At 49.9% G+C, this 17,790-nt stretch carries 12 protein-coding genes; all 12 read left to right on the top strand.

From position 1 onward, the window contains the following. Positions 1-46 precede the first annotated feature (46 nt). The 12 genes from AC6R03_RS00360 to AC6R03_RS00305 all read left to right on the top strand — a co-directional run bounded on the left by AC6R03_RS00360 (position 47) and on the right by AC6R03_RS00305 (position 17,783). Complete coding sequence (locus AC6R03_RS00360; protein ID WP_500631242.1) at positions 47-502, top strand: prepilin-type N-terminal cleavage/methylation domain-containing protein; 456 nt, start codon at positions 47-49, stop codon at positions 500-502. Continuing rightward, complete coding sequence (locus AC6R03_RS00355; RefSeq protein ID WP_500631206.1) at positions 499-1,068, top strand: type IV pilus modification PilV family protein; 570 nt, start codon at positions 499-501, stop codon at positions 1,066-1,068. Before AC6R03_RS00360 ends, AC6R03_RS00355 begins: the two co-directional genes overlap by 4 nt. Continuing rightward, the gene (locus AC6R03_RS00350) at positions 1,068-1,784 is read left to right on the top strand and encodes a PilW family protein (protein ID WP_500627095.1); all 717 of its coding nucleotides are present in this window, start codon (positions 1,068-1,070) and stop codon (positions 1,782-1,784) included. The genes AC6R03_RS00355 and AC6R03_RS00350 overlap by 1 nt, the downstream gene beginning before the upstream one ends. Then, the gene (locus AC6R03_RS00345) at positions 1,774-2,211 is read left to right on the top strand and encodes an MSHA biogenesis protein MshP (protein ID WP_500631207.1); all 438 of its coding nucleotides are present in this window, start codon (positions 1,774-1,776) and stop codon (positions 2,209-2,211) included. The genes AC6R03_RS00350 and AC6R03_RS00345 overlap by 11 nt, the downstream gene beginning before the upstream one ends. A 31-nt stretch (positions 2,212-2,242) precedes the next feature. Then, the gene (locus tag AC6R03_RS00340; protein ID WP_500653629.1) at positions 2,243-5,224 is read left to right on the top strand and encodes a hypothetical protein; all 2,982 of its coding nucleotides are present in this window, start codon (positions 2,243-2,245) and stop codon (positions 5,222-5,224) included. A 157-nt stretch (positions 5,225-5,381) separates the two neighbouring features. Further along, positions 5,382-9,197, top strand: a complete 3,816-nt coding sequence (locus AC6R03_RS00335; protein ID WP_500631243.1) for a DUF6701 domain-containing protein — start codon at positions 5,382-5,384, stop codon at positions 9,195-9,197. A gap of 151 nt (positions 9,198-9,348) precedes the next feature. Then, on the top strand, positions 9,349-10,392 hold the full coding sequence (locus AC6R03_RS00330) for a rod shape-determining protein (RefSeq protein ID WP_500627092.1): 1,044 nt from the start codon (positions 9,349-9,351) through the stop codon (positions 10,390-10,392). A gap of 38 nt (positions 10,393-10,430) precedes the next feature. Then, positions 10,431-11,315, top strand: coding sequence for a rod shape-determining protein MreC (gene mreC / locus AC6R03_RS00325; RefSeq protein ID WP_500631209.1), 885 nt, complete (start codon positions 10,431-10,433; stop codon positions 11,313-11,315). Further along, positions 11,305-11,793, top strand: a complete 489-nt coding sequence (gene mreD, locus AC6R03_RS00320; RefSeq protein WP_334555044.1) for a rod shape-determining protein MreD — start codon at positions 11,305-11,307, stop codon at positions 11,791-11,793. The genes mreC and mreD overlap by 11 nt, the downstream gene beginning before the upstream one ends. Positions 11,794-11,812: 19 nt before the next feature. Beyond that, entirely contained in the window at positions 11,813-12,397 is a 585-nt protein-coding gene (locus AC6R03_RS00315; protein ID WP_500631210.1) for a Maf family protein, read from the top strand. A gap of 19 nt (positions 12,398-12,416) precedes the next feature. Further along, a complete protein-coding gene (gene rng, locus AC6R03_RS00310) occupies positions 12,417-13,886 on the top strand; it encodes a ribonuclease G (protein ID WP_334555046.1) in 1,470 nt (489 codons plus the stop codon). 9 nt (positions 13,887-13,895) lie between these two features. After that, positions 13,896-17,783: a YhdP family protein gene (locus AC6R03_RS00305; protein ID WP_500631211.1), complete on the top strand. Its 3,888-nt coding sequence runs from the start codon at positions 13,896-13,898 to the stop codon at positions 17,781-17,783. The last annotated feature ends 7 nt before the right edge of the window (positions 17,784-17,790 follow it).

Here is a 17,790-nt window from a genome sequence, read left to right as displayed (position 1 = left end):
CCAATCTACGTTATACTCAGAGTTCAGTTCGGGGATGCATAACGTGATGAAACACCAAGCGCTTAATGGATTTACTTTAGTTGAATTGATCGTCGTGATTATTCTGGTGGCGATTGTCTCGCTGTATGCGGCGAGTCGCTATATCGGCAAAGACAGCTTCGCTGCTTTTGTGGCGCAAGAACAGGTGATTTCGGTGATTCGCCAAATTCAAGTCAGCCGAATGCAATCCAACCTCGCTGATGGCAGCAGTTCTGACGCCTATATTTTAACTGTGCAGCCAAACTGCGTGGGTTCAGTGGCAGGGTGCAGCAGTACAGCGGATGGTCGCAGTGACTGGGTGGCGGAATCTGGCGTGACCTTTCTCCCTTTAACATCACGGCTGGAGTTCAACCTGCTTGGTGAGCCCGATCAAGTCATCACGGTTCGAATCATCGCTAGTGGAAGCGAATGCAATGTCAACATTGCGGCGAATGGCTATGTCTCGAAAGGGAGCTGCTTATGAAATCTCACAACGGCTTTACTCTGATCGAGAGCGTGATTGTCATTGTGGTGATGGGGCTGGCAATGGTAACGATAGTCAGTTTTTTGTCGCCGCAAATTGCGCGCTCCAGTGATCCACACTATGACACGCGAGCGGCAGCGCTCGGGCAAAGCGTGATGACGCAAATCCTTGCCCGCGGTTTTGATCATCATAGCGATAATCAAGGAGGGTTGGTGCGCTGTTCGTCTTCTGTGGATGTCGGCTCTAAGATCTGTTCGGGTTTGGCCGGTAGTGAGACGCCTAATTTGGGGCTTGATATCGGCGAATCCGATGATGCTCCGGAGTTATACGATGATGTCGATGATTTTATCGGCTGCTGGGTACCTAATGGCCCTGGTGGTGAGAACCAATGTCGTAACCTCAATGATTTAATCAACGACGACTACGGCAGTTACAAAAACTTCCGTTTGGATGTGGCGGTTGACTACGTGCAGCCAAACGATGCGTCACTAAAGAAACTTGAACTGACGATATCTGCGAGTAATCACCAATCCATCACTTTGATTGGTTTTCGGGGGAACTACTGATGAGAAGCACTCGTGGTTTCACGCTGATTGAAATGATCCTCACCATTATCGTGGGTGGGATTTTGGTGCTTGGTATTGCAGGCTTTGTTGAGTTGGGTGCGAAAGGGTATTCCAATACAGTCGAGCGTCAGCGCTTACAGACGCAAGCCAAATTCATCATTGAGAAAATGTCTCGTGAGGTGCGCCACGCCGTACCTAATCTGTTTACCTCCGACGGTGATTGCCTTTCCTTTTACCCGATTGAATATTCGGGCTTTTACGCAATTTCAGGTGCAGACATTCATTTTGTGGTTGGGCAAGATGCACCAGATGGAGGTACTCTTGATGCGAGTAGCTTTAACGGTCTCTCTATGGTCATCAACCCCACGACCAGCTTAGAAGTTATCGACAACACGATAGCTTTGGATAGTAATGTCAGCGCGCTCTCTGGTGGCGCTTTTGCCATTTCCAGTGCCGCGTCATCGCTTGTGACTCATTCGATTGCTAATCGTCACTATATTTTTGATAAAAATACTGAGCGTGAATATTGTATCAGTGGTGGTGTGGTGTTGCGCGATACCTACCCTCTGTCTGATTCTGTCATCCAATCTGGTTCGCTCGAGTATCTTCCAGCCACAGTACAAAGTAATGGCTTGGTCCATATCAACGTTGAGTTTGCCCAAAATGGCGAAAGTACACGATTTGAGCAAGATATACAGGTGATCAATGTTCCGTAATTCTCAGCGTTCTCAACGCGGCAATTTGTATATTGTGGTGATTTTTGTCCTGGTTGTGATGGGGTTCTTAGCCACTTCTCTTGGTCGCATTGAATGGTCTAACCGTGATGCCCACACACGCGACGTCCTCGGCACACAAGCTTGGCTTTTGAGCCACTCCATCAATGAAGTAGCGATGACGCTGTTTTATCCCCTAGATAGCCAAGACTCCGCCATTGCCCAGCGATGCGCTGATACCGACACCCTGATACAAGATCAAGCCGAATTGCTACTCGATACTGTCCCTTCCTGCCGCTTGGCAGAGATCTCGTGTGAGAACCGCGGCAGTCTAGGCGGGGCGCAATTCTATATTTTGGAATCGGCCGTGACCTGTGGTTCAGGTGTCTCTGAGGTAAGACGCAGTCAGCAGATTTGGGTGAAGGAGTAATGTTGTCATGATGAGACAATGGATCGCGTTAATGCTAGCGATGTTGACGACCACTGTCGCCTTTGCTAACGCTAAGTGGCCCCTACCTGACCTAGGTCTTTGTCAGTATTTCCCACAACCGATCCAAAGTTGGAAAAGTGGCAGTTCGCTGAATATGTTTAACCCAAATAAGATATCGGGTTGGTCTCCTAAGTATGTCAGTGAGCACCTAAAAGATGGAAAACTCAAAATTGGTTATGACAGCGTGAGTTATCATGCAGGGCTAAGCGGAGCATGTGATGTCGGTGCATGTGCGCCTGGAGGAGAAAAAGTGGCGACACCTTTTGTTCCTTCACCTAACTTTTCGAGTGTCAAGGATCTCGATATATCTCAATATAACTACAAACAGCAGTGTGATGGTGTCTACTGCTCCTATCAAGATAACGGCAACAACCAAGTGACGATTACGATATTGTCCAATTTAAGGGCGTTATCAGTGAATGGGTACAATAACATCTCGTTTGTTGTGCGTTTTAACGATTTAGGTGGGCTTTATGGAACAGAAGTAAAATCGTATAGCTCCGGAGGGAAGGTTGAGACGTATTTCAGTGCAAAAGGTAGGTACGCCTTCGGGTCAATGTCGTTTAATGGTGGGGCGATCAGTGTAGAAAAAGAGGTCACACTGTTTCTAACGCAATCGTTCTCTCAAAGCAATGCGGTTGATATGAGAGATGTGGATGATGGACGAGATTTAGTTATTTATGGTCCAAGTGCAAGTGTGGCTTTTTCGACAAATACTGGTGATATCTTTGCTCAAATATTGGCTGATTCAGTAACTTTTAATAATTCAATCACCATTCGTGGGGCCGTTACCACAAATAAGCTGACAATGAGTACCACTAACAGTCACATTGTTGGTGAAGGAGCGTGTTTAAACCCACCGACGACCAATAGCTACATTATTGAACTGACACCAATTCAAGACGTTGCGTTGACTTGTGAAGTTTTAGATGCCCAGATAAGGGTGATGAACCAGGATGGTACGCTAGCTACCAACTTTATCGGTACTGTAACGGTCGAGCAGACCAATGGAACTAGCCAAATACTGACACCTGAGTCTGGCGTACTGGATCAATCTATTGTCCTCACATCCGATACAGTCATGACCAAAAAGGTCACGGCCTATATCACCGACAACCGCACGCAAACCGAGGTCGAGGCCCAGTATAAATTCGTGCCTTATCGGCTAGCGCTCTCTCCAAATCCACTTAGCGTGATTGCTGGCAAAGCCGAAGATATCACAGTGCGCCCGTTGGAATGCAGTGATAGTGGTCGTCCTATCTCAAGTGTTGATTTTGAGGGAGTACGAGAACTGACGCTGTCAAAGACGGTTTATGATCAACCTACTGATCCGGCTTACTCTGCGTCGATTGAGTTACGAGCAAGAGATAGAGAGGGGGATTGGGTCAGTGCACCTGATGACCTTGTTCTTGAGTTTAACAAAGTCGATGGCGAAATAGTGGCGGTAACCCAGCTTCGCTACGCAGAAGCTGGCGAGGTTTCATTGGCCTTAATGGATCAAGAGTGCATCGAAGATGCCGAGGGTAATCTCAGATGCAAAGATTACAGTGGCAGCCAAACCGTCCTCGCTCGTCCTTGGACGTTTGCGATTTGTGATGCGCCCGATGCACCAAGATTAGAGACAGGGAGTTCAACATCGGGCAACGGATTTGTTGCCGCTGGGGAATCATTCTCAACGCTCATCAAACCCATTGCTTGGCAGGGAAGCGATGGTCAGCAAGACCCCGACCAGCAAATCGAAACGACGCAAGCGCTATGTGATAGTGCCATCGTCACGCAAAACTTCTCGGCGGAAAGCGCGCCCAGTGCGACGATATCGCTTGCAGCGCAACTTGCTTCCCCAAATGGAGGCGCGCCTGGTCATTTTACTGACACCTCCATTGCACATTACCCAAGCAACATAGATGGCGGTGTATATCAACTGGATGATTTAAGCTGGAGTGAAGTAGGGAGCCTAAAACTGTATACCAGTGCAACGGAGTACTTAGGGCAGAAAATCAACATCGGTTATCGTCATGTTGGCCGTTTTTACCCAGCCTATTTCAGCATTGATAAAACAAAGTGGCATGTGCCTAGCAATCAAGGGGAGGCGGCATATTTAGGTCAACCCTACGAGGATGTTGAGGTAGAGGTCTATCCCTATAGCGCTGAGGGACAAAAAGTCCGAAATTACTCTCTTTTCTCTCTAATGTATCAAGCACAATTTGCACTTGAAGGCGCCTATAAAGATAGGGTCCTTGGTTTTGATACCGATGATGCTTGGCAAGACGATGGTATTAATAGTGCCGTCTGGCAGCCCGAACTCAATAATGTCATCTTTTCTCGTAAAGCGGATGGGACCATTACGACTAAGGAAGATGGACCGTTTAATACCAATGACCTGTTGTCGACAGAAACGGATTTAAACTTAACCCTTTCTGGTCTTGACCCAGTGTCGTTTGCAAGCGATGAGGTTGTGCTAGAGGCTGAGTTGGCAGAGCAGCCCCCCGCGCGTTATGGTCGTATGACATTGTTAGATGTCGGTGGGGCAACGACTGCCGACATTCGTGTCCCGCTTCGTGTGGAATACTTTGATGGTCGTCGCTTTGTGACCAATGGAGAAGATAATGCAACCGAGTTTGACAGCGGTTTGCAGTGTATTTTATCCGGTGTCGATACGACTGCTGCTTTTGGCAGTGCTGGCCATCAAGTAGAGAAAGGTATTAGTCAACAGTTGTTTGTTTCACGTGATGTGTCAGATATTGAGCAAGTTCGATTGTATTTACGTCAAGGTGATGAAGTTGGCGCAAACCCCAATGATGTTGAATGCAACGGTCACTTTACTCAACCTTGGTTGCAATACAACTGGCGCAATAAAGGCGATGAGGATCCTTCGGCAATGATTACTTTTGGCATTTACCGCGGTAACGATAAAGTTATCTTTAGAGGGGAAAGAGGGCTCACCGGTCGCTAAAAAAGCCATGGACTTGGTTTATTTATTCTTGTTGTATGAGTGATTTGGGTGATTTTGTCACTGACAAACTAGCACGTTCAGGCTATTTTTAGAGTGTTCCGTTAACCATCTATTGACGAGGTGGTGTCCGCTGTCCGCTTTGGAGTGTAACGTGCTAGTGTCTAGGTTGTGTCGTCTATTCGTGCTGTTGAGCGTCCTTTGGTCTGCTCACGCTTTCTCTGTCAATACCAATCCTCAGTTTGAGTTTGGCACCATTGCTGCTGAGGACTGTACTGTGACAGGGCCTTCGGTCTCATGTACGTTCAATTTCAGTAATACCTATTCTTCTCCTCCTCTGGTTTTTGTGATGTCGACGATTGATGCCAGTCGTTCCAACTTTGATACAAAAACAACAGAATACCCCTCCGATTTACGTGTTATGTCGGTCTCCGAGAGTCAAGCGACGGTAACGCAGCTCATCCCCAACCATGATGCTGCTTGTGAGACACTTAGGTGGCAAGGCAACCGTTGGCGCTGTGGTGGAAACGGCGATGACCCAGTGACTTATGTCGATGCGCCGATGGAAAACATCGATTATTTCGTTATGGAGCCGGGCGTGCTGGAATTCAGTAGTGGCGCGAAATTGGTGGCGGGTTTGGTGTCATACAACCGGACATATTCGAATGCGGGCGGCGGTGGCAACAGCCGTTTAACGGTGAATTACGGCAGTTATGGCTTGACGAGCAACTTTGACTCCAACCCTGGGGTATTGGTGCAGATTCAATCGACCAATAATATCGACCCGAACACTCTTGAGCCTGTGTGGCTAACACCCATTGCCCTTAATCCATCACGTTCCAACTTTAGTTTGATCTTGGACCGTTCTGAAGTGACCTCTAACGCCGTACTGCCCATTGACGAGCAAGTGGCGTTTGTCGCAGGTCTAGGTGAGGGCTTCGTCAATGGGCGTAAATTCTGGTTAGGTCAAGGTTCGACACGAAACACGCTCAATATTAACGATCAGGTGATTAAGCCCATTACGGAAGGGTGCCAACAGGTCAGTGCCTTTACAGTGTCAGGATTCAACAACGTTCCTACGTTGCTGGCAGCAAAGCGGACTCGAAATGGTAATAACGGTGGGTGGCTAAGGCGCTGCTCTGTCTCTAAAACCGGTGTGGCATTAATTAATGAGGAAGACATGGCACGAGATTCCGAACGTGCTCACGTTGTGGAGCCTTACTCCTATTTCTTATTCGATAAGCCACCACTCAGTGCGGAATGTGCGCTATTTCCTTCACCAGCACAGACATGGAAAACAAATACCACTGGCACGTTAAACATCGATAATAGTGCGCAAATTCTAGGGGCGAAGCTAGCGAATGGCTATCGTTATGTTGGGTTTCCTCAAGCCTCAATAACAGGAGATAACCAATCTCGCGCATGTGATGGCATTGCATGCCTAGGTGATAATGGTCTTCAAGTGGACAAGCAAGAATTAGAGAGCTTTCAATCACCGAATAGTGGTTTAGAAACAGTGAGTATTTGGGGGGAAAGTCGAACGTTTTCAAATGATGAAGCGATAGGGCACCTTTCTGTCGGTAATGGCAGCGCGACGTTTACTTCCGGAACCTATTGGGTTGAGTCTATCGATATCAACAATAGCGGAAGAATTGTGATCCCGGATGGCGAGAGAGTAACGATCCACATTAAAAGTATCGACATGAGCCAGGGCACTTTTTTTGGTGAAGAAGGGACTGGGCAGTTTGTTTTGCTTGCGCATGATTTAGGGAGCGCTTTGGTTAATTTGAATAGCGATGCTGAATTTGTGGGCTTGTTATACAGTGAAGCGCGCGTCGTTTTAAGCAACACGGCGATCGTTCGAGGCGCTGTGACCGCGAGATCCATTTCTATGAATAGCTCGGCTCAAATCATTGCCACCGATAACCACTGTTTTCAGCCTGCCGATGACTACACAATAGAGCTCACCCCACTGACCGACATCAGTCTGATTTGTGAAGATATTACCCTAACCGCAACCGTCTATAACGGTGATAATGTCGATACGACGTTTAACGGCGCGGTGTCATTTTATCGAGGTAACGAGCTTCTCGGCAGTGCGAATGCGGCGAATGGCGTTGCTAGTTACTTATTGAGTGCGACCCAATCTCAGGTGTTTGATAACCTTTATGCACAAGCGACCTTAGGGGGCAGTGCGGTTCAAAGCGAAACCTCAGGGGAATATCGTTTCGTACCGTTTCGATTTGACGCGGACGATCAGTTTATGGTTGCCAGCAAGCCGAGCGAGGTTTCCGCTACGGTATTGGCTTGTAATGATGGTTCAGTGGTGGCCGATCCGGCTTACAGTGGCACGCCTCAAATTACTTCCAACCTTATTCAGCCGAGTAGCGGCACAGGAACATTGAACTACACGCCGCAATTTACTGGCGGACAGTCTAACGACACACTGCTATTTAGCGAGTCAGGTCAATTAAACGTGACGCTAACGGACAGCAATTACGACTGTACAGGGTTTGACGGTTGCCCGATAGATGGTGGTGGGGAGTTAACTGGGGCATTCTTGGTCTACGCAAGACCATGGACGTTCGCCATCTGTGGGTCATTGAAATCCGGGACCGCGTCGGGCGGTGACGCTTTTGTTGCAGCGGGCGAGCGTTTTGAGTTAAACGTGCGTCCTATTCGCTGGCAAGGGACTAACGAGACAGGTGAGATTGAGACCTCTAGCTATTGTAGCGATGCAGCAGTCACGAGTAATTTCTATGCGTCTGATGCCCCCACCGCTGTGGTGCAGCTCTCTAGTGCGCTGCATACACCCGCTGAAGGCACCTCGACCGCACTACTCGCTTCAGATAGTGGCTTGGAAAGCGATCATGATGCCGCAACCCCGATTCGCTTTTCTGCTCTCTATTGGGATGATGTGGGCAGTTTGACGATAAAAGCCAACACTCAAGATCCTTATTTAACGATGAACATAGATACTGGATATCGCCATGTAGGGCGTTTCTATCCGAAATATTTCAAAGTGGCAGAGAGTCCTTTGACGGACTGGCGCTACCCCAGTGGGCAGTCGTTTGTTTACATGAACCAGCCGCTGGATAGCGTCACATTTTATGTTGAAGCGCTCAATGCCGATCAAGAGCCTGTCAATAATTACATTGCCAACAGTTACGCTGCGTCGTTAAGAGCGAACTTTGCTCTGTATGAGAGCAATGCCGCCTATACCACTCGTTTCATCTCGCCTTTACCGACCAAGTCTTGGGGCGTAGGCGGGCAAAGTGTGGGGGAATTTGTGGTGAGCTCGTCTGCGTCAGATGCTTGTGGTAGCACAGAGCTGTGTTGGCAAAAAGCAGAGACCACAGTGGGGTATGAAGATGGTCCGTTTAACAGTGGCGGGTCGGCGTTATCCTCAGCGATATCGATTACAACGGTTGGGGTGACCAATGCTGACCCGATTGACTTCCTACCAGGCAGTGTCGATGCCACTTTGCTGACTCTACAGCCGGATATTCGCTTCGGTCGTGCCGTTCTCACTGGTACGGGGGGGACGATGACGGATGATCTAGTGACGCCACTACGCGTTGAGTATTGGAACGGCTCTCAGTTTGTGACCAATGATGAAGATAGCTCTACTCATGTGTATGGCGTGAATGATCCGAGTGCCAACTACCACTTGTGGGTTGAAGATGGAGAGACCCCTGGCGATGTGGTGCTAGAAGAGGATGGCACGCTGCAATCTGGTCGGACAATGAAGCTCGAAGCAGACAATCAATCCGATGTGCGTCAGCAGACGCAGATATGGTTGGATCTTGATTCAGGCAACAATGATCTCCCTTGGCTGACCTATCGCTGGGCGGATGATAGAAGAGCGGATGAAGCCAATGGCGAAGAAGATCCTTCTACTGTCGTGACCTTTGGTATATTCCGAGGCAGTGACCGCGTTATCTTCCGCGGGGAACCAGGATTAACCGGACAATAATTTTGCTCAATTCTAGCACTCGGTTAGGAATCTGTTAGAAATTGCGGGTTTCTACCCATGTTTAGACGTCAATGCCTTGCTGTAGTGGCAAGGCATTGGTACATTTAGTGCAATTTTCTATCTTATAATTCTTTCAGGACGAGCGAAGAATATGTTCAAAAAACTTCGTGGCATATTTTCAAATGACCTATCTATCGATTTAGGTACTGCCAACACTCTTATTTACGTTAAAGGACAGGGCATTGTTCTTGACGAGCCTTCCGTTGTGGCGATTCGCCAAGATCGTAACCGTGCAGGTAAAAGCGTGGCTGCGGTTGGCCATGCAGCAAAACAAATGTTAGGTCGTACTCCGGGAAACATCTCAGCGATTCGTCCTATGAAAGATGGCGTGATTGCCGATTTCTACGTGACCGAAAAAATGCTGCAACACTTTATTAAACAAGTCCACGACAACAGCGTGCTTAGGCCAAGCCCACGTGTACTAGTGTGTGTACCTTGTGGTTCAACCCAAGTTGAGCGTCGTGCGATTCGTGAGTCAGCACTGGGTGCGGGCGCGCGTGAAGTGTACTTGATTGACGAGCCAATGGCAGCGGCAATCGGTGCTGGCCTGCGTGTCTCTGAGCCGACCGGCTCTATGGTGGTCGATATCGGTGGCGGTACGACAGAAGTCGCGGTGATCTCGCTGAACGGTGTGGTGTATTCATCGTCAGTGCGTATCGGTGGTGACCGTTTTGATGAAGCGATCATCAACTACGTCCGTCGTAATTACGGCAGCTTGATTGGTGAAGCGACGGCGGAAAAGATCAAACACGAGATCGGCTCGGCGTACCCGGGCGATGAAGTGGTTGAAATTGAAGTCCGTGGTCGTAACCTTGCTGAAGGTGTGCCGCGCAGCTTTACCCTAAACTCCAACGAAATTCTTGAAGCGCTGCAAGAGCCGCTGACGGGCATCGTATCGGCGGTGATGGTTGCCCTTGAGCAGTGTCCACCAGAGCTTGCGTCCGACATCTCTGAAAACGGCATGGTATTGACTGGCGGTGGCGCACTGCTGAAAGATCTCGATCGCCTGCTTACCGAAGAAACCGGTATCCCAGTGGTGATCGCAGAAGATCCATTGACTTGTGTTGCACGCGGTGGTGGTAAGGCGTTGGAAATGATCGACATGCACGGTGGCGATCTATTTAGTGAAGAATAATGGCGAGGCGTTATGCCTAAATTAGGAACTCAGAGTTAATGAAGCCGATATTTGGCCGAGGACCTTCACTTCAATTACGCTTGTTTTTTGCCGTCATTTTATCAGCCAGCCTTATGCTGGCTGATAGTCGTTTAGGTGCGTTTACACAATTTCGTTACCTTCTCAATAGTATGGTCGCTCCGATTCAGTACTTAGCCGATATTCCTCGTGTGATGTTTGACGGCGTTTACGAGCGGTTCAACACACGTCATGACGTCGTGGAAAGCAACCGAATGCTTAAACGTGAAGTGCTCAATTTAAAAAATGATCTGCTGCTTTTGGATCAGTATCGCGAAGAAAACCAGAGATTACGTAAGTTGCTCGGCTCTTCATTTATTCGTGATGAACGCAAGGCAGTCGCGGAAGTGATGGCCGTGGATACCTCACCGTATCGTCATCAAGTGGTGATCGATAAAGGGCATATCGATGGGGTGTATGTTGGGCAGCCGGTCGCCAACGAAAAAGGCATTGTCGGTCAGGTGACTTATGTCTCTGCGCACAACAGCCGAGTGTTGCTGCTTGTGGATAGCCAAAGTGCGATTCCTGTGCAAGTGATCCGCAATGATATTCGTGTCATTGCCTCGGGCGATGGGCAGATTGACGGCATTAACCTCGATCATATCCCGATCAGTATGGATATTCGAGAAGGGGATCTCTTAGTGACGTCCGGTTTAGGCGGTGTTTATCCGGAAGGTTACCCCGTTGCTCATGTGGCGAGTGTCGATCGAGATACGTCGCGCGAATTTGCTCAAATTGAAGCAGAGCCTGTGGTTGATTTTGAACGACTTAGATATCTACTGTTGATTTGGCCAAACGACTCAAGGCAGGAAAAAATACAAGCGGTGACCCCACCAGACGGTGAGGAGGCCAGCAATGAGCAATAGCCTTCTTAAAGGTAAGTTGGTGGTCGGTGTCTCCTTTTTGATCGCTCTCACTCTGCAAACCATTCCTTGGCCGGGTGTGCTGGAACTGCTGCGTCCTTCTTGGTTGCTTCTTGTCACCTGCTACTGGGTGTTGGCGTTGCCACATCGCGTCAACGTCGGTACGGCGTTGGTGGTGGGCTTATTGTGGGATCTATTGCTTGGCTCGACGCTCGGTATTCGCGGCATGATGATGTCGATCATCATCTATGTGGTGGCGCTCAACTTCCTAGTCATTCGTAATATGGCGTTGTGGCAGCAGGCGATTTTGGTTGGCGTGATGTCGATGGGACTGGATGTCTTGATATTCTGTGGTGAATACCTAGTGCAGGATGTCACGTTTAATCCAATGTCGCTGTGGAGCGGTGCGATCAACTGCATCTTGTGGCCTTGGATGTTCCTATTGATGCGCAAAGTTCGCCGTCATTGGCATGTCCGTTAGCAAGGGGCTGGAAGGTGAAATGAACACAGCTAAACGCAAGTTAGTTAAGCGCACATTAGTGTTAGCCTCAGGCTCACCACGCAGAAAAGAGCTACTGACCCATCTCGGGGTAGAGTTTGAGGTGCTGGTGACCGATGTGGAAGAAGCCCAACGGTCAGAGGAACAAGCGCAGGACTATGTTACTCGCTTGTCTAAAGATAAAGCTTTGGCGGGGCTTGCGCTGCGTGAAGACGCCGTCGTGTTAGGCAGCGACACTATTGTGGTGTGTGATGGGCAAGTGCTGGAAAAGCCAGAAAACCTTGCCCATTGCAAGCAGATGTTATCCATGTTGTCAGGACGAGCCCATCAAGTGATGACCGCAGTCACGCTAGTGAGCCGCGAGCGAAGTGAAAGTGTTGTCGTGACAACAAACGTATGGTTTAAGCCATTGTCAGAGCAAGAAATAGAACAATATTGGCACACCGGCGAACCGTGCGATAAAGCGGGCAGTTATGGTATTCAGGGTATTGGCGGACGTTTTGTCACTCGTATTGAAGGCAGTTATCACGCTGTCGTAGGACTTCCATTATTCGAAACTGACCAGCTCTTAAAAGAATTCTTATAACTAGATTTGAGGTGCGCCCATGAGTGCAGAGTTGCTGATCAATGTCACCCCAAGTGAGATTCGTGTCGCGATGATTGAAGGCGGCAGTCTTCAAGAAATCCACGTAGAACGTGAATCAAAACGAGGGATTGTTGGAAACATCTATAAAGGCAAAGTGAGCCGTGTGCTACCAGGCATGCAGGCGGCTTTTGTCGATATCGGCTTGGAAAAAGCCGCGTTTCTTCACGCGTCAGATATTGTTCCTCACACAGAATGTGTGGCGGAAAATGAGAAACAGCAGTTTCAGGTGCGCGATATCTCTGAGCTTGTCCGTCAAGGGCAAGATATTGTGGTGCAAGTGGTCAAAGACCCGCTGGGCACCAAAGGGGCACGTCTCACCACCGATATTACTTTGCCATCCCGGTACCTTGTCTTTATGCCGGGGGCGAGCCACGTGGGCGTCTCTCAGCGCATTGAGACGGAGTCAGAGCGTGAGCGTTTAAAGAAAGTGGTCGCTCACTACTGTGATGAGAACGGCGGCTTTATTATTCGCACCGCCGCAGAAGGCGCGGACGAAAAAGAACTGTCGCAAGACGCCGCGTTCCTCAAGCGTTTGTGGTCCAAAGTGATGGAGCGTCGCAGCAAATATAAGACGCGCTCTACGTTGTATGGAGAGCTTGGTCTCTCGCAGCGCATTTTGCGTGACTTTGTCGGCACAGAGATCACTAAGATCATGGTCGATTCACGCCTTGAGTACGAAAACCTCAAAGAGTTCACTTCCGAGTACGTGCCTGAGCTAACCGATAAGCTTGAGCTGTATGAAGGTGATAAGCCGATCTTTGATATGTATGACACGGAAAATGAGATCCAGCGATCGTTAGAGAGAAAAGTTGAACTCAAATCCGGTGGCTATCTGATTATTGATCAGACCGAAGCGATGACAACGGTCGACATAAACACTGGCGCGTTTGTGGGGCGTCGCAATCTCGAAGAGACGATCTTTAACACCAATATTGAAGCGACGCAGGCGATCGCAAGGCAGCTACGTCTGCGCAATCTTGGTGGCATCATTATTATTGACTTCATCGACATGAGCCAAGATGAACACCGAAAACGCGTGCTCACTTCCCTAGAAGCGGCGCTCAATAAAGATCGCGTAAAAACCAACATCAATGGCTTTACCCAGCTAGGCTTAGTAGAGATGACGCGTAAACGCACGCGTGAAAGTATTGAACACATTCTGTGCTCGACGTGCCCAACCTGTGAAGGCCGTGGCAGCGTCAAAACCGTGGAAACGGTGTGCTACGAGATCTTGCGTGAGATCACTCGAGTAAATCGTGCATACGACGCCGACAAGTTCGTGGTGTATGCCTCACCTGCGGTGGCCGAGACCCTGCAAGGCGAGGAGTCGCATGCGCTGGCAGAGCTCGAAGTGTTTATTGGCAAGCAAGTGAAAATCCAGGCCGAGCCGCTGTACATTCAAGAGCAGTTCGATGTCGTGATGATGTAAAGGCAATTTGTGAGCACAACGGCAACTCGCGTTGCGAGATTCTTTCTTTGGTTAGTCGTGTCAACCTTGGCCCTATTGGCCATTGTTGTCACGGCGCTGCGCGTCACCTTGCCGCAGCTCGATCACTTTCAAGTTGAGATCCAGCAATGGGTCAACCAAGGCACTGCGCTCGACTTTGAAATTGAAGGCATTCATGGTTTTTGGCGCAACACGCACCCCTCACTCTCGTTGCAAGGCGTCAAAGCACAAGTGGCAGAAAACAGCGGGATTGACGTGGTTGCCGATCGGGTAGAGATAGAAATCGACCTGATTCAATCGCTGCTGCAATGGCAGCCCGTGGTGGCTGATCTTAATGTCTATCAGTTGGCGCTCGATGTGCGTTCGATTGAGTGGACGCAGACAGAATCGAAACCAGAACTCAATCCAGGGCGTGAGCAGCGCAGCGTCATCGCCCAGCTCGATCAGCTACTGCTTAGGCAGCTAGACAGCTTTTCGCTGACCGACTCCAAAATTCTCTTTCTCGGAATTGATGGTAATGAGCGTGTGCTCGACATCAGCCATTTGCAGTGGCGCAACCAAGGTCGCCGTCATTTGGCCGATGGAGAAGTGAGCTTTGTTCACGGCAACCTCAACTCTGCGCAGGTCAAAGCGGATTTTATCGATCATGGCTCACTGGTTGATGTGAGCGGCGAGTTTTATGTTTCCGCCGATAATGTGCGCATTACCCCTTGGTTGACCAAATACCTGAAAAACGAAACCGGGATTGAAAAAGGACAAGTGAGCTTTAATAGCTGGCTAACGCTCGAACAGAGCAAGCCCGTGAATGCCTTTGTTGAGTTGCTGTCGTCAGAGCTTATTTGGCAAGAGGGTCAGCAGCACGAGTTATTGATCGAATCTGGTATCGTGCAGCTTGAGCCGAAAGAGCAAGGCTGGCAAGTGAATGCTCACTCACTTCAGTTTTTAACCGACAATACCCCTTGGCCAGAACTCGATATCGCCTTTGCTTGGCAACCGCAGCATTGGCAACTCAATGTCTCGCAGCTGGATATCCAAGCGCTAACCCCTTTGATTAAGTTGGCGCCAGACTCCGCCGCCACCACCGACATGATCGAGACGCTGGCTGTGGGCGGCTTAGTGGAAGACTTACGTGTGTCCGCATATGGAGATTGGCAGAGCCTGACCTACTCGGCCGATCTTAGCGAAGGCAAAATGGCGCAATGGGAACTCTTGCCGGGGCTGCACTACTTGACGGCGTCGGTGAGTGGCGATCTTCATCAAGCGCGCGCGCAAGTGAGTATTTTTGACGATGTCTTACCTTACGGTGAGGTGTTTCAAGCGCCGCTGAACATCAAACAAGGCCATGCGGATGTCGTTTGGCAGCGCGATGAGCAAGGTTGGTCTTTGTGGGCAGACAAGGTCACCGCGGCGACGCCAGATTTGCAAGTCTTAGGCGCCTTTCGTCTCGACTTTCCCAACGGAAAAAGTCCCTTTCTTTCGTTTTACAGTGAAGCGGATCTATACAACGCAGGCGAGACTTGGCGCTATTTACCGACGTTAGCCCTTGGGCGCAACTTGACCGACTATCTGTCGACCGCGATTCAAGCAGGGCGGGTCAATACGGCCAAGCTGCTTTGGTATGGCGAGTTGGGCAATTTTCCCTACCACCAGAATAACGGTATGTTTCAAGCCTGGGTGGGGTTAAAAGAGGCCAAGTTCAGTTTTGACACCGCTTGGCCACCCATCACCGATTTGCAGTTGGATTTGCTGTTCCAAAACGATGCGATGTATCTCGATTCTGAAAGTGCAACCTTGATGGATGTCGAGGCGAAACGCATCACAGGGCGTATTCCTGCTTTGGCACCCAATGGCCATATTGAGATTGAAGCGCACGCGGTTGCCCAAGGCAACGCGGTTCGTGACTACATGACCGCTTCGCCATTGGTTGATTCTGTCGGCGCGGCGCTGACCGCCGTGCAAGTGGATGGTGAAGTCGACTCACAATTCCAGTTGATGATCCCATTTCACGGCGGCGCAGAGGCGCGTGCTTGGGGGTATGCGGATCTCAAACAGAGCCACGTTACGATCAATACGCCGCCAATGACGCTCGAAGCGGTCAGTGGCCGGATAGAATTTGATAATGACGTGGTGCAAGCTGCGGGGCTTTCTGCGGAGCTATTGGATCAGCCCGTGTGGATTGATTTTCACGGCGAGAATGTCGCCAAAGGCTACGGGGTTGGTATTGATATGGTTGGCGACTGGGATGTCAAACCTCTGGTGCCGTACCTTGGTGAACGTTGGTTAACCCCATTATCTGGCCATGCGCAGTGGCGCAGTGACATCGATATTCAGCTTAATGACGTTGGCTTTACTTATCAGGTTGAAACCGAAGCAGATCTCAAATACCTCGTCAGTGACTACCCTTATCCACTCAATAAAGCGAGTAAAGTGGAGGGCAAAGCCCTGCTGCAAGCCTCTGGCAATCAGCAGAGCATCAGTGCCCGATTGCAATTGCCGCAAGTCAAATATCAGGCTGAGATTGATATCACGGACGATGTGCCGCAGTTGCAAGCGACCAATCTCGTGGTCGGGCGCGGTAGCTACAAGCTCACGCCGTTCACTGGGCATGATGCGTCAATTCGGATTGATAAATTTAGCCTAGACCAATGGTTAGACGTCGCGTTTAAGCCAAGCGAGTCTACTTCTGAAGGCGTCATCAGTCAGATGAGGATGCCACAGAGCCCCGCGCTACAACGGGCAGAGCTCAAGGTCAAAGAGCTCGAACTGGCAGGGATCAAATGGAATGACGTCGACTTCTCCGCCAAGCGCAAGAATCTCGGTTGGCACATGACCATCGACAGCCAAGAAGCACTCGGTGAGGCGAACTATATTGAGCCCTACGACCTCTCCGTCGCCTTTGAACGCTTGCACATCTACGTGCCAGGGTTAGAGGAGTCCTTGAGCCAAACGCCGGAGCCTCTGCTCGAGCCGCTCACCCAACCGCTAGAGAAGGCGCCGCTCATCACCGATTTTGAGCGCGCGTTGCATCGCCAATTGCCTAATATTACTCTAGCGATTGACGACTTTTGGGTGCAAGGCTACAAAGTGGGTCGTGCGCATTTGGATCTTCAGCGCCGTGACAACAAGTTAGAGTGGAAGAAGCTGTCGTTCCAAAGCGGAGACAACCAGGTCGATGTGAGTGGCTGGTGGGCGTTGGACGGCGATCAAAGCCACACACAAATGACGCTGGCGGTCTCGGGCGAAAACAACAGTGATGTCATGGAGCGATTTGGTATCTCCTCGGGCATCCAACGAGCGCCGTTTGATATTCGCTCTGAGGTGGAGTGGGATGGTTCTCCGTGGGCCACACAAGTGAGCACCATGGAGGGGGAGGTCAATGTGAAGCTGGGCAAAGGAATGATCTCCGATGTCAGTGGCGCGGCGCGTCTGCTTGGCCTCTTTAGTTTGGATTCGATCATCCGCAAAATGCAGCTCGACTTTACCGATGTGTTCGACAAAGGGATGGCGTTCAACTCCATTACTGGCTCTGGTCAGATTAAAAATGGCGTCTTCCTGACCAACGATATTCGGATGGATGCGGTGTCGGGCGAAATGACCATCAAAGGGTTAGCCAACCTTAACACGCGCACGGTGGATGCCGAGGTGAATTTCACCCCAGACATCACGTCAGGCATTCCCGTCTTAACTGCGTTTGCGGTGACGCCGCAGACGGCGCTGTATGTCCTCGCCATCACCACGGTGATTTCACCGGTGGTCGAAGTGTTCACTCAGGTCAATTATGAAGTGAAAGGGCCGATGGATTCACCGGTTGTCAAAGAGCTGTCTCGCAGTAAAGGGGAATTCAAATTACCAGAGCGCTTACGCGACGCGGTTAAATAAGGAGAAG

This window comes from Vibrio sp. R10-SG-ISO4 (assembly GCF_059834135.1).
Note: the sequence above shows the minus strand (reverse complement) of the source record. Positions and strands in the feature narration are given on the sequence as shown.